General features: G+C 71.2%; 16 protein-coding genes and 4 tRNA genes. 11 read left to right on the top strand and 9 right to left on the bottom strand.

All coding sequences use genetic code 11. From position 1 onward, the window contains the following. Positions 1 to 8 precede the first annotated feature (8 nt). The 6 genes from Sco07f_RS05335 to purM all read left to right on the top strand — a co-directional run bounded on the left by Sco07f_RS05335 (position 9) and on the right by purM (position 5,809). The gene (locus tag Sco07f_RS05335) at positions 9 to 491 is read left to right on the top strand and encodes an ArsR/SmtB family transcription factor (RefSeq protein ID WP_108987119.1); all 483 of its coding nucleotides are present in this window, start codon (positions 9 to 11) and stop codon (positions 489 to 491) included. Positions 492 to 519: 28 nt separating this feature from the next. Continuing rightward, the gene (locus Sco07f_RS05330; protein WP_108987118.1) at positions 520 to 1,365 is read left to right on the top strand and encodes a M23 family metallopeptidase; all 846 of its coding nucleotides are present in this window, start codon (positions 520 to 522) and stop codon (positions 1,363 to 1,365) included. A gap of 10 nt (positions 1,366 to 1,375) precedes the next feature. Beyond that, complete coding sequence (locus tag Sco07f_RS05325; RefSeq protein WP_108987117.1) at positions 1,376 to 2,173, top strand: sterol carrier family protein; 798 nt, start codon at positions 1,376 to 1,378, stop codon at positions 2,171 to 2,173. Positions 2,174 to 2,257: 84 nt separating this feature from the next. Then, a complete protein-coding gene (locus Sco07f_RS05320) occupies positions 2,258 to 3,076 on the top strand; it encodes an META domain-containing protein (protein ID WP_054102902.1) in 819 nt (272 codons plus the stop codon). Positions 3,077 to 3,138: 62 nt separating this feature from the next. Then, positions 3,139 to 4,665, top strand: a complete 1,527-nt coding sequence (purF, locus tag Sco07f_RS05315; RefSeq protein ID WP_007451306.1) for an amidophosphoribosyltransferase — start codon at positions 3,139 to 3,141, stop codon at positions 4,663 to 4,665. A 76-nt stretch (positions 4,666 to 4,741) separates the two neighbouring features. Further along, entirely contained in the window at positions 4,742 to 5,809 is a 1,068-nt protein-coding gene (purM, locus tag Sco07f_RS05310) for a phosphoribosylformylglycinamidine cyclo-ligase (protein WP_108987116.1), read from the top strand. Between the two features lie 87 nt (positions 5,810 to 5,896). On the opposite strand, the gene Sco07f_RS05305 is transcribed toward purM, so the two are convergent. Further along, a complete protein-coding gene (locus tag Sco07f_RS05305) occupies positions 5,897 to 6,151 on the bottom strand; it encodes a DUF3073 domain-containing protein (RefSeq protein WP_007451332.1) in 255 nt (84 codons plus the stop codon). A gap of 332 nt (positions 6,152 to 6,483) precedes the next feature. Beyond that, positions 6,484 to 7,578, bottom strand: a complete 1,095-nt coding sequence (locus Sco07f_RS05300; RefSeq protein ID WP_007451330.1) for a Leu/Phe/Val dehydrogenase — start codon at positions 7,576 to 7,578, stop codon at positions 6,484 to 6,486. Positions 7,579 to 7,807: 229 nt separating this feature from the next. Here Sco07f_RS05300 and Sco07f_RS05295 point away from each other — a divergent pair, with 229 nt between their 5' ends. Further along, positions 7,808 to 8,659: a DUF8083 family protein gene (locus Sco07f_RS05295; protein ID WP_108987115.1), complete on the top strand. Its 852-nt coding sequence runs from the start codon at positions 7,808 to 7,810 to the stop codon at positions 8,657 to 8,659. A gap of 569 nt (positions 8,660 to 9,228) precedes the next feature. Continuing rightward, the gene (gene bldC, locus Sco07f_RS05290) at positions 9,229 to 9,435 is read left to right on the top strand and encodes a developmental transcriptional regulator BldC (protein ID WP_003949541.1); all 207 of its coding nucleotides are present in this window, start codon (positions 9,229 to 9,231) and stop codon (positions 9,433 to 9,435) included. Between the two features lie 478 nt (positions 9,436 to 9,913). Here bldC and Sco07f_RS40480 read toward each other — a convergent pair whose 3' ends face one another. The 7 genes from Sco07f_RS40480 to Sco07f_RS05255 form a co-directional block, all read right to left on the bottom strand. Continuing rightward, on the bottom strand, positions 9,914 to 10,108 hold the full coding sequence (locus Sco07f_RS40480; protein ID WP_042826498.1) for a DUF6274 family protein: 195 nt from the start codon (positions 10,106 to 10,108) through the stop codon (positions 9,914 to 9,916). Positions 10,109 to 10,333: 225 nt separating this feature from the next. Then, a tRNA-Asp gene (locus Sco07f_RS05280) sits at positions 10,334 to 10,408 on the bottom strand. Between the two features lie 115 nt (positions 10,409 to 10,523). After that, positions 10,524 to 14,507 (bottom strand): ATP-dependent RNA helicase HrpA, encoded by a 3,984-nt coding sequence (gene hrpA, locus Sco07f_RS05275; RefSeq protein ID WP_108987114.1) that lies wholly within the window; start codon positions 14,505 to 14,507, stop codon positions 10,524 to 10,526. A gap of 118 nt (positions 14,508 to 14,625) precedes the next feature. After that, positions 14,626 to 14,699, bottom strand: a tRNA-Phe gene (locus tag Sco07f_RS05270). A gap of 24 nt (positions 14,700 to 14,723) precedes the next feature. Further along, a tRNA-Asp gene (locus Sco07f_RS05265) sits at positions 14,724 to 14,798 on the bottom strand. Between the two features lie 34 nt (positions 14,799 to 14,832). After that, a tRNA-Glu gene (locus Sco07f_RS05260) sits at positions 14,833 to 14,905 on the bottom strand. Between the two features lie 80 nt (positions 14,906 to 14,985). Further along, complete coding sequence (locus tag Sco07f_RS05255) at positions 14,986 to 16,659, bottom strand: metallophosphoesterase family protein (protein ID WP_167468028.1); 1,674 nt, start codon at positions 16,657 to 16,659, stop codon at positions 14,986 to 14,988. A 71-nt stretch (positions 16,660 to 16,730) separates the two neighbouring features. Here Sco07f_RS05255 and Sco07f_RS05250 point away from each other — a divergent pair, with 71 nt between their 5' ends. From Sco07f_RS05250 to Sco07f_RS05240, 3 genes are all read left to right on the top strand, one after another. Further along, positions 16,731 to 17,081: a metallopeptidase family protein gene (locus tag Sco07f_RS05250; protein ID WP_030404836.1), complete on the top strand. Its 351-nt coding sequence runs from the start codon at positions 16,731 to 16,733 to the stop codon at positions 17,079 to 17,081. A 161-nt stretch (positions 17,082 to 17,242) separates the two neighbouring features. Then, positions 17,243 to 17,812: a hypothetical protein gene (locus tag Sco07f_RS05245; RefSeq protein ID WP_108987113.1), complete on the top strand. Its 570-nt coding sequence runs from the start codon at positions 17,243 to 17,245 to the stop codon at positions 17,810 to 17,812. Between the two features lie 253 nt (positions 17,813 to 18,065). Further along, positions 18,066 to 20,270 (top strand): DEAD/DEAH box helicase, encoded by a 2,205-nt coding sequence (locus Sco07f_RS05240; protein WP_167468027.1) that lies wholly within the window; start codon positions 18,066 to 18,068, stop codon positions 20,268 to 20,270. The last annotated feature ends 84 nt before the right edge of the window (positions 20,271 to 20,354 follow it).

Here is a 20,354-nt window from a genome sequence, read left to right as displayed (position 1 = left end):
AACAACGCGTGGCCGACCTCGAACGGCGTCTCACCGCGCTGGAAGCCGCCGACCGCCCCGTACCTCGCGTCCAGGAGGGCGACCTCTGGGCCCTGGAAGGGCTGAAGACGCAGCTCGCCGAGCTGGGAGCGGATGTCGGCGGCGTCCTGTTCACCGGCTCCGTACGCCTGCCGACCGGGGAGCAGTACGCCTGGCAGCACGGCGCGCTGACCGAAGGGCTGCTGGACGCCGACTGGGCCGAGTCCGCCGAGGTGTTCGCGGCCCTCGGGCATCCCGTGCGGCTGCGGCTGCTGCGGGAGGTGCTGGGCGGGCGGCGCACCGCCGCCGAGCTGGCCGAGCTGGACGGGATGGGCACGACCGGGCAGATCTACCACCACCTGCGCCAGCTCACCGGCGCCGGCTGGCTGCACACCACCGGTCGGGGCCGCCACGAGGTGCCGCCGGGGCGGGTCGTACCGCTGCTGGTGGCGCTGTCGACCGCGCGGAACTGACCGGGGCCGTCACGAGCAAGGGGGAACCATGTCCGTACCGTCCGCACGCAAGCTCGCCATGATCGCCTTCCGGGTGCTGCAACTCGCCTTCCTGGCCCTGGTGGCCGTCGGCGTCCTCTTCGACCCGGGCGTTCCGTGGTGGTGCGTCTTCCTGCCGCTGGTCCTCGCCTACGCCCTGATCACCGTGGTCAACCGCTGGAACGGCGGCGCCCCGGACGCGCCCGGCAGGTCCCGCGAGCCCGTCGAGGTCGCCCCGCCCGTCACCGGCCGCTGGTCCGCGCTGAACAGCCCGGCCGACCGCACCCCGAGCCACGGCCTCCACGCCTACGGGCAGACCTTCGCCATCGACCTCGTCGCCGAACCGGAGCCCGGCGCCCGCCCCGGCTTCCGCGCCCTGTGGCCGGTCGCCCGGCGCCCACGCGACTTCCCCGCGTTCGGCGCCCCGCTCCTCGCGGTGGCCGACGGCACGGTCGTACGGGCCGACGACGGCCAGCGCGACCACCTGAGCCGCACCTCGCTGCCCGCGTTGCTGTACCTGATGGTCGTCGAGGGCTCGGTGCGCGAGATGGCCGGCGTCCGGCGCATCGTCGGCAACCACCTGATCCTCGACCTCGGTGACGGCACCCACGCCCTGTACGCCCACGTGCGGCGAGGCTCCTTCACCGTCCGCGAGGGCGACCGTGTCCGCGCCGGCGAGGTCCTCGCCCGGTGCGGCAACTCCGGCAACTCCACCGAGCCGCACGTCCACTTCCAGCTGATGGACGGGCCCGACCCGGACACCGCGCGGGGCGTCCCCTTCACCTGGCGAGGCATCGGCGTACCGCGCAACGGCGAGATCTTCGAGACGCCCTCGCCGACCACCTCGCCCGCATAGGCTCACCGCCATGCCGCCCGCCAGGAAACGCCCCCGCGCCTACGACCCCGCCCGCACCCGCACCGCCGTCCTCGCCCAGTTCGGCAACGTACGGGCGGCCGTCCGCACCCTCACGCCCGAGCAGCTGGCGCTGCCCACGCGGCTCGGGGACTGGACCGTGCGGGAGCTGGTCGCGCACGTCGGGACGGCGCTCACCGCCGTGGACCGGCTGCTCGGCGAGCCCGAACCGGCGCGGCAGGACGGGCGGCTGCTCGACTGGCCGTTCGCCATCGGCGCCGACGCGGACGCCATCGCCGGGACGGCCCGCCGGCTCGCCGCCGAGCACCCCGACCTCGACGCCCACCTCGCCGAGGCCGAGCGGCGCTTCACCGAGCGGCTCGACACCCGGCCCGGCGCCAGGCTGCTCCCCACCAGCGCGGGCGCCCTGCCGCTGGCCGACTACGTCGTCACCCGCACCGTCGAGCTGGTGGTGCACACCGACGACCTGAACGCCGCCGTCCCCGGCCTCGACGTGCCGTACGACCGGCAGGCGCTGGCCGCCGCGACCCGGCTGCTGGCCGACGCGCTCGCCGTGAAGGCGCCGGGCGGTTCGACGGAGGTGCGGATTCCGCCGTACGCCGTCGTGCAGTGCGTGGAGGGGCCCAGGCACACGCGCGGCACCCCGCCCAACGTCGTCGAGACCGACCCGCTGACCTGGGTCCGGCTGGCCACCGGACGGCTGGCCTGGAAGGACGCCCTGGACGGGGCGAAGGTGAGCGCGAGCGGGGAGCGGGCCGACCTCGACGCCCTGCTGCCGCTGCTGCGCTGAGGGCGAGGGCCGAGCCGCGGAGGCGAAGCCGAGCCGAGTGGGGACCGGACGGAACCGGATTTTCCCCGTCCCCGTCGAATCGGCATGTACAGGCAGACGAAGCAGCGCAGCATGACCCTGACCGTGGCGGCCGTCGCCGCGCTTGTTCCGCTCGCCGCGGCCTGCGGCAGTGAGCAGGCCGACGACGCCGGCAGCGACCGTGTGGGCGCGGGCGGACAGCGCGTCGCCGGCGTCCGGTGGAGCATCGACAGCGTCACCGTCGACGGCACCACCCACCGGGCGCCGGACACGGCACACGTACGCATCGACGACGACGGCGGCCGGGCCGCGGGCAGCACCGGCTGCAACAGCTTCAGCGCCCGCGCCGACGTCGAGGACGAGGGCGACGGCCGACGCGTACGGCTCAGCGACGCCATGTTCACCGAGAAGGCCTGCGCCAAGACCCCCGCCGGCTTCGAGAAGTCCCTCGGCCGAGCCCTCACCGCCGGCCCGCTCACCACGAAGGGCGAGGGGGAACGCCTCACCCTCACCACCGCCGACGGCGACACCGTGCGGCTCAGCAGGGCCGAGGACGCCTCCCTCCACGGGACGAGGTGGGCCGTGGACGCCCCGGGACAGAAGGGCGAGAAGGGCCGCGCCGTCCTCACCTTCGACCGGGACGCCGAGACCGTATCCGGGCGGCTCCCCTGCAACCGGGTCAACGCGGCGGCCACCGTCAGCGACGGACGTATCACTCTCGGCGCCCCGTCCACCACCCGAATGATGTGCGAAGGCTCACTCATGGACGCCGAGAAGCGGCTCCTCGCCCTCTTCGACAGCAAGGTCACCTATCGGATCGATCAGCAAACCCTCACGCTGACCAGCGAAGACGGCGTCACGGTCCGGGCCGTCGCCGAGCAGTGATCCATGGGTGAGCCCTCGTCCCCAATTCGGACCAGTGGTCGACCTCGCCTACACTCGGAGGCGTGCCACGTGGTGACGGTCGACTCAATCACGATCTGCTTCCCGGCGAGAAGGGCCCCCAGGACGCTTGCGGCGTCTTCGGTGTCTGGGCTCCGGGCGAAGAGGTCGCAAAGCTCACGTACTTCGGGCTGTACGCCCTCCAGCATCGGGGCCAGGAATCCGCGGGAATCGCGGTCAGCAACGGCTCCCAGATCCTCGTCTTCAAGGACATGGGCCTGGTGTCCCAGGTCTTCGACGAGACCTCGCTCGGTTCGCTCCAGGGTCACATCGCGGTCGGTCACGCCCGCTACTCGACCACCGGTGCCTCCGTGTGGGAGAACGCCCAGCCGACGTTCCGTGCCACCGCGCAGGGTTCCCTCGCGCTCGGGCACAACGGCAACCTGGTCAACACCGCCCAGCTCGCGGAGCTGGTCGCCGGCCTGCCCAAGCAGGACGGCCGCTCCACCCGCGTCGCGGCGACCAACGACACCGACCTGATCACGGCCCTGCTCGCGGGTCAGGTCGACGAGGACGGCAAGCCGCTGACCGTCGAGGAGGCGGCCGGCCAGGTGCTGCCCCAGGTGCGCGGCGCCTTCTCCCTCGTCTTCATGGACGAGCACACCCTGTACGCCGCCCGTGACCCGCAGGGCATCCGCCCGCTGGTCCTCGGCCGCCTGGAGCGCGGCTGGGTGGTCGCCTCCGAGTCCGCCGCCCTGGACATCTGCGGCGCCTCCTACGTCCGGGAGATCGAGCCGGGCGAGTTCGTCGCCATCGACGAGAACGGCCTGCGAACGTCGCGATTCGCGGAAGCGAAGCCCAAGGGCTGTGTCTTCGAGTACGTCTACCTGGCCCGCCCGGACACCGACATCGCCGGCCGGAACGTCTACCTCTCGCGCGTCGAGATGGGCCGCAGGCTGGCGAAGGAGGCCCCCGCCGAGGCCGACCTCGTCATAGCGACCCCGGAATCCGGCACCCCCGCCGCGATCGGGTACGCCGAGGCCTCCGGTATCCCCTTCGGCAACGGTCTGGTGAAGAACGCCTACGTCGGCCGGACCTTCATCCAGCCCTCGCAGACCATCCGACAGCTGGGCATCCGCCTCAAGCTGAACCCCTTGAAGGAAGTCATCAAGGGCAAGCGGCTGGTCGTCGTCGACGACTCCATCGTCCGCGGCAACACGCAGCGGGCCCTGGTCCGCATGCTCCGCGAGGCCGGCGCCGCCGAGATCCACATCCGGATCTCGTCCCCGCCCGTGAAGTGGCCCTGCTTCTTCGGCATCGACTTCGCCACCCGCGCCGAGCTCATCGCCAACGGCATGAGCGTCGAGGAGATCGGCACCTCGATGGGAGCCGACTCCCTGGCGTACATCTCCATCGACGGCATGATCGAGGCGACCACCATCGCCAAGCCGAACCTGTGCCGCGCCTGCTTCGACGGCGAGTACCCGATGGAGCTCCCCGACCCCGAGCTGCTCGGCAAGCAGCTCCTGGAGACCGAGCTGGCCGCCGGGCCTGCCGGTACGGCCGCCGCCGACGCCATCCGTCGCCCGTAGCCGTCCGAGTCCCCGGTTCCCCGGCCTCCCGGTTTCCCTGGCCTCCCCGCCGAACGACACGAAGGTTCTCATCGTCATGCCTGACACAACTGGTGCCAGCTACGCAGCCGCCGGCGTCGACATCGAGGCGGGCGACCGCGCCGTCGAGCTCATGAAGGAATGGGTCAAGAAGACGCGGCGCCCCGAGGTTCTCGGCGGCCTCGGCGGCTTCGCCGGCCTCTTCGACGCCTCCGCCCTCAAGAACTACGAGCGCCCGCTGCTCGCCTCCGCCACCGACGGCGTCGGCACCAAGGTCGACATCGCCCGCCGGCTCGGCGTGTACGACAGCATCGGCCACGACCTGGTCGCGATGGTCATGGACGACATCGTGGTGTGCGGCGCCGAGCCGCTCTTCATGACCGACTACATCTGCGTCGGCAAGGTCCACCCCGAGCGGGTCGCCGCCATCGTCAAGGGCATCGCCGAAGGCTGCGTGCTGGCCGGGTGCGCCCTGGTGGGCGGCGAGACGGCCGAACACCCCGGCCTGCTGGGCGAGGACGACTTCGACGTCGCCGGCGCCGGTACGGGCGTCGTGGAGGCCGACCGGCTGCTCGGCCCGGATCGCATCCGTACGGGTGACGCGGTGATCGCCATGGCGTCCTCCGGGCTTCACTCGAACGGGTACTCGCTGGTCCGCCACGTCCTGCTGAACGAGGGCGGCCTGGCGCTCGACGCCCACCTGGACGGTCTCGGCCGCACCCTCGGCGAGGAGCTGCTCGAGCCGACCAAGATCTACTCCCTGGACTGCCTGGCCCTCATGCGCACCGCCGAGGTCCACGCCTTCAGCCACATCACCGGCGGCGGGCTCGCGGCCAACCTGGCCCGCGTGATCCCCGACGGTCTGCACGCCGTGGTCGACCGGTCCACCTGGACCCCGGGCGCGGTCTTCGACCTCGTCGGCCGGACCGGCGACGTCGAGCGCCTGGAGCTGGAGAAGACCCTGAACATGGGCGTGGGCATGATCGCGATCGTGCCCGAGGAGTCGGCGGACGTGGCCCTGACGACCCTCGCCGACCGCGGCGTGGACGCCTGGGTGGCCGGCGAGATCACCGACCGCGGCGAGCACACGACGGGCGCCGAGCTCGTCGGCGACTACGCCGCCTGAGGCACCGCGGATGCGGCGGATGACGTGGGTAGCACAGAACCCGGTCGGTGACAGAGGTCACCGACCGGGAAGGTGTTCAGTGCAAGGTCAAGCGCCGCGTCGCTGTTGGGACGGGGACTGGCCGTCCTCGTCCTCGTCGTCGTCCTCATAGAGGTCGGCGTACTTCGCGTACACGTCATCGTCCTGCTCATCGTCGTCGAAATGCTCGCCATTCGGCGGTTGTGCATTCGACGGCGATGCGCCCAGCTCCTCGGCCAGGCGGGAGAGATCAGTCCCACCGCTGTTGTACTTCAGCTGGCGGGCGACCTTCGTCTGCTTGGCCTTGGCCCGGCCGCGCCCCATGGCTCGACCCCCTCAACGACGGGGCTCGACGGCCCCAGAGTCTTGACACGCGTTCATGGTCCGGAACGGGCTCTCCGCAGAGAGACCGGTCCGTAGGGCTTCCACGGTACCTGAGCCCACGCCCATACGGTACGTCGCCCGCAGCACGTGGCCCTGCCCAGGACCGTCGAGGCGCCCCGTCCTCGCTGGTCAACCGCGATTTTAACCACCTTTCGGCGGTCGACCCGCCGGGATAAGTGAGAGTTCTCTCCAACTGCCCCCCGACGGGTACCCGTCAAACCTGCGGTGGCCCTGCCGGGTCACCGCCGTACGACGGCCTGCTCACCCCCGGATCACCGCCGGGTGCGCGCCTCCGCCATCCGCTGCTCGGCGATCCGGTCGGCCGCGGCGGCCGGCGGAATACCGTCTTCCTTCGCACGTGCGAATATGGCCAGCGTGGTGTCGTAGATCTTCGAGGCCTTCGCCTTGCACCGGTCGAAGTCGAACCCGTGCAGCTCGTCGGCGACCTGGATGACACCGCCGGCGTTCACCACGTAGTCCGGGGCGTAGAGGATCCCGCGGTCGGCGAGGTCCTTCTCGACGCCCGGGTGGGCGAGCTGGTTGTTGGCCGCGCCGCACACCACCTTGGCGGTCAGCACCGGCACGGTCTCGTCGTTCAGCGCGCCGCCGAGCGCGCAGGGCGCGTAGATGTCCAGGTTCTCCACCCGGATCAGCGCGTCGGTGTCGGCGACGGCGACCACCGACGGGTGCCGCTCGGTGAGGGCCCGCACCACGTCCTTGCGCACGTCCGTGACGACCACGTGCGCACCCTCGGCGAGCAGGTGCTCGACCAGGTGGTGGCCGACCTTGCCGACGCCCGCGATGCCGACGGTGCGGTCGCGCAGCGTCGGGTCGCCCCACAGGTGCTGGGCGGCGGCCCGCATGCCCTGGTAGACGCCGTAGGAGGTGAGGACCGAGGAGTCGCCCGCGCCGCCGTTCTCGGGGGAGCGCCCGGTGGTCCAGCGGCACTCGCGGGCCACGACGTCCATGTCGGCGACGTAGGTGCCGACGTCGCAGGCGGTGACGTAACGGCCGCCGAGCGAGGCGACGAACCGGCCGTAGGCGAGGAGCAGTTCCTCGCTCTTGATCTGCTCCGGGTCGCCGATGATCACGGCCTTGCCGCCGCCGTGGTCGAGACCGGCCATGGCGTTCTTGTACGACATCCCGCGCGCGAGGTTCAGGGCGTCGGCGACGGCCTCCGCCTCGCTCGCGTAGGGGTAGAAGCGGGTGCCGCCGAGCGCGGGGCCCAGGTCGGTGGAGTGGAGGGCGATGACGGCCTTGAGACCGCTGGCCCGGTCCTGGCAGAGCACGACTTGCTCATGACCCCCCTGGTCCGAGTGGAACAGGGTGTGCAGTACATCAGCAGGTGCGCCGGTTACGTCGGTCACGGTGGTGACTCCTGTGTAGGTGCGGCGATGGGCGGCAGGCCCCGTGAAGGTGGCGGGGACTGTGGCACGAGATTAGAGCCTGGCGGTCCCCGCCCGCCGCACAGTGCTCAGGATCACCTCCGCACGGAGTACGGGCGTGCGACGATTTGCAGAGATTCTCGCGCGTTTGTGATCCGTTTCCACGGCTTTCCGCAGGTTTTCGCGCCGGTGCGCGGGGGAGGGAGCAGGCGTGCCCAAGGTGTCCTCGGTGATCGTGCCCTACGCGGCGTACCTGCGCGTGTACGAGCCGCTGGCGGCCTTCCCCGACGAGGAACGCGCGCACTGGACCCGCTACGCCCGCCGCGCCGAGCGGCCCTCCTACCAGGACGAGCTGCGCCGCTCCCTGGCCGACCTGCTGCCCACCCCGCCCGTGGCGGTGCCGGTGCACGAGAGCGCCGACGCCTTCGTGACCGAGGTGGACGGCGTGGTCTGCGTCTGCCCCTGGCGGACCCGGCTGCGCGGCTGGCAGGCGCTGGGCGACCTCGACGAGGACTTCCCGGAGCCGGTCCTGGACGCCCTGATCCCCCCGGTCGTACGCCGTCAGAGCGCGCAGGACTACGAGCGCTGGCTGGAGCGCAACCCGGACGCCCGGCCCTGGATCCGCACCGCCACCTGGCAGGTGCCGATCAACTGGTTCGTGCTGGTCTCCGACGCGGAGCGGGAGTACGAGGAGGGCGGCGGAGCGGAGGGCGCCGCCGCACCGGTGCTGCGCTACCGCACGCCGATGGTGCAGGCCCGGCGGCGGGTGGCCCGGGGGCTGCGGGCCCTGCGGGAGGCCGTGGACGAGGGGCCGCTCATCGACGGCCTGGTGGACGTGGGGCGCTGGCTGGAGGAGTTCCACCCGCGTTCCCTGGTCGAGCTGGACTACGGCGGGCTCGTGCACGCCCTGCCGGCGGGCGAGTTGGCGGCGGACCGCTCCGCGGCGGACGTGGCCGAGGGGATCGAGGCGCTGCGGCACGGCGACGGGGCCGCCGCGGGCGCCGCGTACGGGCGGCTGGTGCAGCGCTGGCGGGCGGTCCGGGACCGGCGGTCGGCGAACTGACGGGGCGGGCCGGTCCGCGAACTGACGTTTGACGTACCGCCCGATGTGGGGTTTCGTCTTCCGCTCCGACACCCGTTCGGTGTGGACTGATCCCTTGCCGACAAAGGACGTAGGTCCCGATCCGGGCGTATGCGTCAAGCGTGACGGACCGCACGTACATCACTCTTGCGCCGCTTCCCCCTCCTCATGCCAAAATAGGACAAGGAGCCCGGGGAGGGCTCCTTCCGTCCTGCTGTGATGCACTGTGGGCGGAATCTCAGCATTGCACGCTTTGGGGGGTCTGATGTCAGGTCTGGTGACCCCTGAACGTCCTGTGACTGATCGTCACAGAGGCGTGACTGTCCGCTATGGCATGGTCCATCGGCTTCCGTCGCTGATGAACACCTGGGAGGGCAATTCCATCGGTTTGGCCGACGCGGCTGGACAGATGGTGTAGTTGTAGTGCCGAGGACAAGCCGTTCGTCCTATAACCGACTCGACTCGCGTCCGCCATTTCGGGCAACGCGGGTCAAGGTGCAGAATTTAGAGGAATGAACCGAGAAGGTTCGGTTCTCCCGAGGAGGCCGCTCATGACCGCTCGCACCCCTGATGCCGAGCCGCTGCTGACCCCGGCTGAGGTCGCCACCATGTTCCGCGTCGACCCGAAGACGGTCACGCGCTGGGCGAAGGCCGGCAAGCTCACGTCGATCCGCACGCTCGGCGGGCATCGCCGCTACCGCGAAGCCGAGGTCCGCGCCCTGCTCGCGGGCATTCCGCAGCAGCGCAGCGAGGCCTGAACAACCGAATAACCGGGCAGAACGGCAGGTCCCCCAACCTGTCGAGGCGCCTGGAACCACAGCTCCAAGCGACGCCGTCCCTGCCCCAACAGAGGTGCGTCGTTGATCGCGCTGGACTCCGCCGGGTCCAGCGCGATTTTTTTGTGCCCGCGTGCCCGTGCCTGTGTCCGGGTCGCCGTCCGTGTCCGCGTCCGTGTCCGGTCCTGTGCCGGACGGCGGGCCGGGGGCCGGTTCCGTGAGCGGGCTTGTCGGAGTCTGGGGAGGGGTGTCGGATCGGCTGTGCGGGCACTGCGGAGGTGGTGCAATTGCACATATTAAATTGACCAGTTGTAGGGGAGTCGTAAGTGCCACCGTTTCAAAAACTCGTACGGTGACACCCGTCACACGGCGCGGCGGTTGTTGGGTGCGGCACCCGTGCGCTAATGGAGGTCCGGCCTCCAGGAGGTCTGCGACGCAAGGGTGTTGGGGCCCGCGCGCATCAGGCGGTGGGCGCGCTCCCGTCGTCGACGCCCTCTTGACGGCCCGTAGGAGACTGTGGCGCCGGCGAGTCCAGCGCCAGCCGCAACAGCCGGTGGCAGATCGGGCAGTGGCGTGTCACGTGACCGTAGGACGACGCGGCCGACAGATGCGCGCGGAGCAGGGCCCGCGTCTCGTGCCTGACCGCTGCCGTCATACGCCACCTCCAGGGGCTGCACGGGGGATGTGCCCTGTCTTTGGAGTACCGAGCGAATGTGACGCCGTCAAGGCCGCGAGAGGGGCTCTGAGAGCCGCTGAGCGGGTTCGGCGGTTCCGGTTGGCACCGGGCAACCGGAGAGCAACGTGGAAGACCCGCACCGACGACTCCTGCCGGGCAACACGAAGAAGCCCCGCACCGATTGCTCGGTGCGGGGCTCAACTGCGGTCCTGACGGGATTTGAACCCGCGGCCTCCACCTTGACAGGGTGGCGAGCACTCCAAACTGCTCCACAGGACCAGGTTTCGCGGCGCTTCTTCTGCGTTGCGCTGCGAGAAGAGACTGTACAGGAGGGTGGGCCCGGGGTCGAACTCACCCTCCGTGCAGGCTCCGACACGGCTTCGTGAGGGCTTCGTCAGGGCGCCAGGGCGTCGATGGCCTTCACGATCCGCTTGTCGGAGACGGGGTACGCCGTGCCCAGCGCGTGCGCGAAGTAGCTGACCCGCAGCTCCTCGATCATCCAGCGGACGTCGAGGACCTGCTGCGGCACCGGCCGGCCCTGCGGCATCTGCTCGAGCAGCCACGCGTACTCGTCCCGCATCTCGTGGACCTTCTCCATGCGGGAGGTGTCGCGCTGGACCCCGGTCGGCATCTGCTGGAGCCGCCGGTCCGCCGCGACCAGGTAGCGCATCAGGTCCGGCAGCCGCCCGATCCCCGCCGCCGTGACGAAGCCCGGCTTCACCAGCGCGTCCAGCTGTGTCCGGACGTCCTGGAGGTTCGCCAGCAGCGCCGGGCTGCGCACCGCCTTCAGGCGGCGCTCGCACGCCTGCCAGGCCGCCAGCACCTGCTGCACCTGTCCCACCGTGCGGACGGTCGTGTCGACGATCTCCGCGCGCACCTTGTCGTAGAGCTTGCGGTACGACTCCTCGTCCCACGCCGGACCGCCGAAGTCCGCGATCAGCTTGTCCGCCGCCGCCATGGCGCAGTCGTCGAACAGCGCCTGGATCGAACCGTGCGGGTTCGCGGACAGGCCCAGCTTCTGCTGGTTGGTCAGCTTTTCGGACGCGAACTTCGCCGGGTTGACCGGGATGTTGCGCAGGATCAGCCGCCGCGTGCCCTTCCACATCGCCTGCGCCTGCTCGGCCTCGGTGTCGAAGAGACGGACGGAGACGGTGCCGGCCTTCGGACCGTCGTCCACCAGCGCCGGATACGCCTTCACCGGCTGGCCGGCCCGGCGGGTCTCGAAGACCCGGGTCAGCGTGCCGATCGTCCAGTCCGTCAGCCCGGAGCGCTCCAGGGACTCGCCGCCGCTGCGTTCCGCGGTGGCCGCCGCGGCCTGCGACAGCGCCTTGCGCGCCTTCGGGCGCAGCCGGAGCTTCAGCGCCTCCAGGTCCTTGTCCTCGGCGAGTTTGCGGCGGCGCTCGTCGACGATCCGGAAGGTGATCTTCAGGTGGTCGGGGACCTTCGCCCAGTCGAAGTCCTCCGCGTCGAACGGCACCCCCACCATGCGCTTCAGCTCGCGCGCCATGGTCACCGTCAGCGGCTCCTGGAGAGGCACGGCACGGTCGAGGAACGCCTGGGCGTAGTTCGGCGCGGGCACGTAGTTGCGGCGGACCGGCTTGGGCAGGGAGCGGATCAGCTCCGTGACGACCTGCTCGCGCAGGCCCGGGATCTGCCAGTCGAAGCCCTCGTCCGTGACCTGGTTGAGCACCTGGAGCGGCACGTGCACGGTGACGCCGTCGGCGTCCGCGCCCGGCTCGAACTGGTACGTCACCCGGAACTTCAGCGGCCCCTGCCGCCAGGAGTCCGGGTAGTCGTCCTTGGTGACCGCCCCGGCCCGCTCGTTGATGAGCATCTCGCGCTCGAAGTCGAGGAAGTCGGGCTGCTCGTGCCGCTTGTGCTTCCACCACGAGTCGAAGTGCGCACCGGAGACGACGTGTTCGGGCACCCGCTGGTCGTAGAAGTCGTACAGCGTCTCGTCGTCGACCAGGATGTCCCGGCGCCGCGCCCGGTGCTCCAGCTCCTCGACCTCGGTCAGGAGCCTGCGGTTGTCGGCGAAGAACTTGTGGTGGGTGCGCCAGTCGCCCTCCACCAGGGCGTTGCGGATGAACAGCTCGCGGCTGATCTCCGGATCGATCCGCCCGTAGTTCACCTTCCGCTGCGCCACGATCGGCACGCCGTACAGCGTGACCTTCTCGTACGCCATCACGGCCGCCTGGTCCTTCTCCCAGTGCGGTTCGCTGTAGGTGCGCTTGAGGAGGTGCCCGGCGAGCGGCTCCACCCACTCGGGCTCGATCTTCGCGTTGACGCGGGCCCAGAGCCGGGAGGTCTCCACCAGCTCCGCCGACATCACGAACCGCGGTGGCTTCTTGAACAGCGCCGAGCCGGGGAAGATCGCGAACTTGGCGTTGCGCGCGCCCACGTACTCGTTCTTCGCCGTGCTCCTCCCGCCGTCCCCTCCGGCCTCCTTGACGTCCTTCATGCCGACGTGGGAGAGCAGCCCGGCCAGCAGGGACACGTGCACCCGGTCGTCGGGCGCGGCGTCGTCGGCGTCGTTGAGGTGGATGCCCATCTGCTTGGCGACCGTGCGCAACTGCGTGTAGATGTCCTGCCACTCGCGGATGCGCAGGAAGTTCAGGTACTCCTGCTTGCACATCCGGCGGAAGGACGACGAGCCGCGCTCCTTCTGCTGCTCGCGCACATAGCGCCAGAGGTTCAGGAACGCGAGGAAGTCACTGGTCTCGTCCTTGAACCGGGCGTGCTGCTGGTCGGCCTGGGCCTGCTTCTCCGCGGGCCGCTCACGCGGGTCCTGGATGGACAGCGCCGCCGCTATGACCATGACCTCGCGGACACAGCCGTTCTTGTCCGCCTCCAGCACCATCCGGGCCAGCCGCGGGTCGACGGGCAGCTGGGCGAGCTTGCGGCCGGTGTCGGTCAGCCGCTTGCGCACGTCCTTCTGCGCCGGGTCGAGCGCGCCCAGCTCCTGGAGGAGCTGCACACCGTCGCGGATGTTGCGGTGGTCCGGCGGGTCGATGAAGGGGAACTTCTCGATGTCGCCGAGGCCGGCCGCGGTCATCTGAAGGATGACGGAGGCGAGGTTGGTCCGCAGGATCTCCGCGTCCGTGAACTCCGGGCGGGCCTCGAAGTCGTCCTCGGAGTACAGCCGGATGCAGATGCCGTCGGACGTACGGCCGCAGCGGCCCTTGCGCTGGTTGGCGCTGGCCTGCGAGATCGCTTCGATCGGCAGCCGCTGGACCTTGGTGCGGTGGCTGTAGCGGGAGATGCGGGCGAAGCCGGGGTCGATGACGTACTTGATGCCCGGCACGGTGAGGGAGGTCTCGGCGACGTTGGTCGCCAGCACGATCCGGCGCCCGGTGTGCTGCTGGAAGACGCGGTGCTGCTCGGCGTGCGACAGCCGCGCGTACAGCGGCAGCACCTCCGTGAATCTGTACTTCTTCTTCTCCAGCGCGTCCGCCGTGTCCCGGATCTCCCGCTCGCCGGAGAGGAAGACGAGGATGTCGCCCTTGCCCTCGCCCATCAGCTCCTCGACGGCGTCGGTGATCGCCGTGATCTGGTCCCGGTCGGCGTCGTCGCCGTCCTCCTCGAGGAGTGGCCGGTAGCGCACCTCCACCGGATACGTCCGCCCGCTGACCTCGACGATCGGGGCGTCCCCGAAGTGCCGGGAGAAGCGCTCGGGGTCGATGGTCGCCGAGGTGATGACGACCTTGAGGTCGGGGCGCTTCGGCAGCAGCTGGGCGAGGTAGCCCAGCAGGAAGTCGATGTTGAGGGACCGCTCGTGCGCCTCGTCGATGATGATCGTGTCGTAGGCGCGCAGCTCGCGGTCGGTCTGGATCTCGGCGAGCAGGATGCCGTCCGTCATCAGCTTGATGAAGGTGGACTCCGGGTTCACCTGGTCGGTGAACCGCACCTTCCAGCCGACCGTCTCCCCGAGCGGGGTGTCCAGCTCGTCCGCGACCCGCTCCGCGACGGTGCGCGCGGCGATCCGGCGGGGCTGGGTGTGCCCGATCATGCCGCGGACACCGCGGCCCAGCTCGACGCAGATCTTCGGGATCTGCGTGGTCTTCCCGGACCCCGTCTCACCCGCGACGATCACGACCTGGTGATCACGGATGGCCGCCGCGATCTCGTCCTTCTTCTGGCTGACCGGGAGCTGCTCGGGGTAGCTGACGGCCGGCACCCGCGCCCGGCGTTCACCGATGCGCTGCTCGGCCTTGGCCACCTCCGTCTCGATCTCGGCGAGAACGGCGGCGCGGGCCTCCGGTTTACGGATCTTCCGCGCACCCTCCAGCCTGCGGCCGAGCCGGTGCGCGTCGCGCAGCGACAGCTCGGTCAGCCGGGGGGCGAGGGTGCCGAGGGCGGGGGCAGGATGCGTAGACATACGGGTTCCAGGATCTCATCCTCGGGAAAAACCTGGCGAACGCTTTTGCCGCGGCGTCCGCACGGGCAACGCAGGCAACTACAACAAGGCCCCGATCCGAGGATCGGGGCCTTTGCTGTGGCTGGGGCCGGGGTCGAACCGGCGACCTATCGCTTTTCAGGCGATCGCTCGTACCAACTGAGCTACCCAGCCGCGAGGTTTCACGTGAAACCTCAGCGGTCCTGACGGGATTTGAACCCGCGGCCTCCACCTTGACAGGGTGGCGAGCACTCCAAACTGCTCCACAGGACCAAGCTTCGTACGACAGTGTCGCACATGTACCGCGTGCCCCCAACGGGATTCGAACCCGTGCTACCGCCTTGAAAGGGCGGCGTCCTAGGCCGCTAGACGATGAGGGCTATCGGCCCGCCTGGGCGCTTCTCAGCGCGTCGGGGACGTGAGAAGCATATGGGATGGCGGGAGGTATCGCCAAAACGGTTTACGGAGTGCTGGGGGCGGGGCTGCCCGGGGTGGCGGGAGAGCGGCCGCCGGCAGAGGGGGAGGAGCCAGGGGTGGAGGGGGACGGGCCGGTGGGGGAGGGCGACGGGGTCGCGCCCGGCTGGTTCTCCTTCGGCAGGTGACGGCTGACCTCGGCCGTCGTCAGGCCCAGACCGCCGAGCTTGATCTCGTCCCACGCCTGGAGGCGCCGGGAGTCCCGGTCGAAGTAGAGGATCGACGCCTGGATCGGGTCGGGGTACTTCCCCTCGACCGCGCGCAGGCCGCTGCCGCCGGTGGAGCCCTCGATGCGCAGCCGGGTGCCGTACTTCATGACCTCCATGTCCTCGTGGTGGAGGTGCCCGGCGAGCACCAGCGGCACGTCGCCGTCGACCTCGCGGGCGGCCGACGGCTCGTGGGCGATGGCGACGTCCACCGGGGTGCCGGCCGCGCTCTGGTCGCGCAGGGCGGAGGCGAGCCGGGCGCCGGCCAGTTCCTGGGAGGCCTCGGCACCGTCCGCCTTGGAGCGGTCGGGGGTGTACTGCGGGTCGCCCATCCCGGCGAAGCGCAGGCCCGCGACGGTCCGGGCGTGGCCGTCGTCCAGGACGTGCACGTTCTTCAGGTGCTTCAGGTACTCCTGGGTGCCGCGCGAGTCGTGGTTGCCGCGGACCCAGACGTAGGGCGCGCCGAGGTCCTCGATCGGGTCCAGGAAGCCGTTCTCCGCGGCGGTGCCGTGATCCATCGTGTCGCCGGAGTCGACGATCACGTTCACCTTGTACTGCTCCACCAGCGAGCCGATGATCTTCCAGCTCGCCGGGTTCAGGTGGATGTCCGACACGTGCAGGACCCGGATCGTGGTCGGGTCGGGCTGGTAGGCGGGGAGCGTCGAGGTGACGTCGTAGAGCTTGGTCACGTTGGTGACCAGGCGGGCCAGTTCCTTCTGGTAGACGTCGAACTCGGTGACGATGCTGCGCGCGTTGCCGACCAGGGAGGGCGCGGAGGAGAGCAGGCCGGAGAACTTCGGCTCCAGGACCGAGTCCGGGTTCCAGGTCGCGTACGCGGTGCCGCCGGAGGCGACCAGGAGGGTGAGTGCCAGCCCGCCCGCGGTGAGCGCGCGCCGGGGGCGGCGGTAGACCGCGAGGCCGAGGGCGGTGGCGCCGGTGACGACGGCGACGCAGGAGCGGACGGCGAGGTCGAGGGTGCCGTGCTCGACGTCCTGGGCGACCTCGTCCTGGAGGCCGGAGAGGCGTTCGGGGTGGTCGACGAGGGCCTGGGCGCGGGCGGGGTCGAGCTGGTCGACGTTGACGTCGAGGCGGACGGGGGCGACGTGGCTGTCGAGCTGGAGGGCGCCCAGCGGCGAGACGTTGATCTTCGTGCCGCCGGCGAGCGACGGGCGCAGGGTCATCGTCGTGTCCATGGGCCCGACCGGGACCCGGACGTTGCCGACGACCAGCAGTCCCAGCCAGGCGCCGAGCAGGACGACGGCGACGAGGCCGGCGGCGCGGGCCCAGGGGCGGGGGCGGGCGGCCAGTTCCGGGGTCGCGGACATGCGGCGGCCGGGGTGGTCGCGGCGATCGCGGTGGTCGCGGTAGCGGCGGGTGAGGGCGCGCGGGACGGTGCGGATGGGGTTCATCACCTCGGCCAGGGCGTGCAGGGCTGCGACGGGGACGCGGACCATTGGTCCCGTATGCCCGTGGCCCGTCGCGGATATGCGGGTCGTACCCCACGGTCGTACCCGACAATGGGCCTGTGCTGGAGATGACGCGCGAGGAGTTCGAGGAACTGGTCGCCGAGGCCCTGGACCGGATCCCGCCGGAGCTGACGCGGCTGATGGACAACGTCGCGGTGTTCGTCGAGGACGAACCACCGGCGGACGACCCGGAGCTGCTCGGGCTGTACGAGGGGACACCGCTGACGGAACGCGGGGAGTGGTACGCGGGCGTGCTGCCGGACCGGATCACGATCTACCGGGGTCCGACCCTGCGGTACTGCGAGACCCGTGAAGACGTCGTCGCGGAGACGGAGGTGACGGTCGTTCACGAGATCGCCCACCACTTCGGGATCGACGACGCGCGGCTGCACTCCCTCGGGTACGGGTGACGCGGGCGGTGCCCGTCCTCGCGGGCGGCTGACGCGGGATGGGACCCGTCCTCGGGTACGGGTGACGCGCTCGGGTCAAGTACGCCTCGCCGGACGCGTGTCCTCTTGTGGGTGACGGGAGTTGGGCACGGCGACTCCTTGACCCCCGGAGGTGGCCGCCCGTGCGCCCCTTGTTCGTACCCGTCCGTCTGGCCGCCACGGCCATGGCCGTCGTCGCCGCCGCCGGCTGCATGAGCGTCGGCGACGACGAGCCCGGCGGGAGCGTCGGGCCGTCGCACTCCGCCGGGGAGCGGGGCGGCGAGGTGCCGGACGGCGGCCCCGAGGTCTCCGGCGGGAACGCCGGGTACGACGCGGCGGCCGCCGACGGGAAGCACGGCAAGGGCAAGAAGGCCAAGGACAGGGGCAAGGAGAAGGGCGCGGACGAGGGGGACGGCGACGGGAAGGACGGCGAGGAGGGCGAGGGGAAGGACACGTCCGCCCCGGAGCCACCGGCCGCACGCCCGACCGGGGACCAGCCGCCGAACGGCGGGGACCAGGACCCCGGGCCGACCCGGACGCCCCCGGCGGAGCCCACCCGGCCGGCCGAGCCGGAGCCGACGCCTCCCGAGGAGCCGCCCGCCTCGCCGACGCCGGAACCGACGGTGGCCGAGCCGTCCTCGTCGGCGCACGAGCCGCCGGGAACCCAGCTCGAGCAACGGGAACCGGCGCCGGCGGCGGGCGCTCCGGTGTAGGACGGGAGGCGAGCCGGGCGGTGACAGGCCGCTGACCTGGGCATGTGCTGCCGGTTTGCCTTCGGGGGTGGGGGGTGCGTATGGTGGTAGATCGTTTGATCCCATTTGCCCGGCGCCACCGCAGAGCGCGCCGTGTGGCGCGTACTCTCCCCTTGCCGTGGTGGACCGCATCGAGGCGGTCGTATTGCGAATCGCGATTCACGGAGTTGACGGGCGCGTGCCGACGAGAGACTCCGGAAGGTTTCGCATTCGCATGTCCATGACCAGTACTGACCACGTCGTCGTGCCCGGAAACGCCGAGGGCGCCGAGGGCGCGCCGGAGGCCGTCGAGGCCGTAGACGCCTCCGCGACCGCCGAGTCCCCGGAGGCCGTCGAGGCTCCCGAGGCGGCTCCCGAGCCCACGTTCGCCGACCTCGGTCTGCCCGAGGGCGTCGTGCGCAAGCTCGCGCAGAACGGCGTGACCACCCCCTTCCCGATCCAGGCCGCGACCATCCCGGACGCGCTGGCGGGCAAGGACATCCTCGGCCGGGGCCGCACCGGCTCCGGCAAGACCCTCTCCTTCGGTCTGCCGACCCTGGCCACGCTGGCCGGCGGCCGCACCGAGAAGCACAAGCCCCGCGCCGTCATCCTCACCCCGACCCGCGAGCTGGCCATGCAGGTGGCCGACGCGCTCCAGCCGTACGGCGACGTCATGGGCCTGAAGATGAAGGTCGTCTGCGGCGGTACCTCGATGGGCAACCAGATCTACGCCCTGGAGCGCGGCGTCGACATCCTGGTCGCCACCCCGGGCCGGCTGCGCGACATCATCAACCGCGGCGCCTGCTCCCTGGAGAACGTGCAGATCGCGGTCCTCGACGAGGCCGACCAGATGTCCGACCTGGGCTTCCTGCCCGAGGTCACCGAGCTGCTCGACCAGGTCCCGGCCGGCGGCCAGCGGATGCTCTTCTCCGCCACGATGGAGAACGAGATCAAGACCCTCGTCGACCGGTACCTCAAGGACCCGGCCCTGCACGAGGTGGACGCGGCCCAGGGCGCGGTGACGACCATGTCGCACCACATCCTGGTCGTGAAGCCCAAGGACAAGGCGCCGGTCACCGCGGCCATCGCCTCCCGCAAGGGCCGCACCATCATCTTCGTCCGCACCCAGCTGGGCGCCGACCGCGTCGCCGAGCAGCTGCGCGACGCCGGTGCCAAGGCGGACGCGCTGCACGGCGGCATGACCCAGGGCGCGCGCACCCGCACGCTGGCCGACTTCAAGGACGGCTACGTCAACGTCCTGGTCGCCACCGACGTCGCCGCCCGCGGCATCCACGTCGACGGCATCGACCTGGTCCTGAACGTGGACCCGGCCGGCGACCACAAGGACTACCTGCACCGCGCCGGCCGTACGGCGCGCGCGGGCCGCACCGGCACCGTCGTCTCCCTCTCCCTGCCGCACCAGCGCCGCCAGATCTTCCGGCTGATGGAGGACGCGGGCGTCGACGCCACGCGCCACATCATCCAGGGCGGCGCCGCCTTCGACCCGGAGGTCGCCGAGATCACCGGCGCCCGGTCGATGACCGAGGTCCAGGCCGAGTCCGCGGGCAACGCGGCGCAGCAGGCCGAGCGCGAGGTCGGCCAGCTCACCAAGGAGCTGGAGCGGGCCCAGCGCCGTGCCACCGAGCTGCGCGAGGAGGCCGACCGCCTGGTCGCCAGGGTCGCGCGGGAGCGCGGCGAGGACCCGGAGACGGTCCTGGCCGAGGTGGCCGCCGCCGCGACCGAGGCCGAGGTCTCGCTGCCCCAGCAGTCCGGCGCCCGGGACGTCGAGAAGACGGAGCGCGCGGAGCGCACCGGCGGCCACGGCCGCGACCGCTTCGCCGACCGGGGTGACCGGGGCGAGCGCTCGTACGACCGCGGCGACCGGGGTGACCGTGGTGGGCGTTCCTTCGAGCGTCGTGACGACCGGGGTGACCGCGGTGGCTTCCGCCGTGACGACCGTGGCGGCCGTTCCTTCGAGCGTCGCGACGACCGCGGTGACCGCGGTGGCCGTTCCTTCGAGCGCCGTGACGACCGGGGTGACCGCGGTGGCTTCCGCCGTGACGACCGGGGTGACCGCGGTGGGCGTTCCTTCGAGCGCCGTGACGACCGGGGTGACCGCGGTGGCTTCCGCCGCGACGACCGCCGTGACGACCGTGGCGGCCGTTCCTTCGAGCGTCGCGACGACCGCGGTGACCGCGGTGGCCGTTCCTTCGAGCGCCGTGACGACCGGGGTGGCCGCTCGTTCGACCGCCGTGACGACCGCGGTGGACACCGTGGCAGCGACCGTCCGTTCAACCGCGACCGCCAGGGCGACCGTCCCGGCTTCCGCTCCGGCGGCCACGACCGCCCGTACGGCCGCCGCGACGACCACCGGGGCGACCACCGAGGTTCGTCCTTCGGCCGCCGTGACGACAAGCCGCGCTGGAAGCGCAACGGCTGACGCCTGAACGTCTGAGAAGCGCCGTGGCCTCCACCCGACGACCGGGTGGAGGCCACGGCGCTTCGCGTTGCGGTCCGGTTTCGG

This window comes from Streptomyces coelicoflavus, assembly GCF_003112555.1.
Taxonomy (GTDB): domain Bacteria; phylum Actinomycetota; class Actinomycetes; order Streptomycetales; family Streptomycetaceae; genus Streptomyces; species Streptomyces coelicoflavus.
Note: the sequence above shows the minus strand (reverse complement) of the source record. Positions and strands in the feature narration are given on the sequence as shown.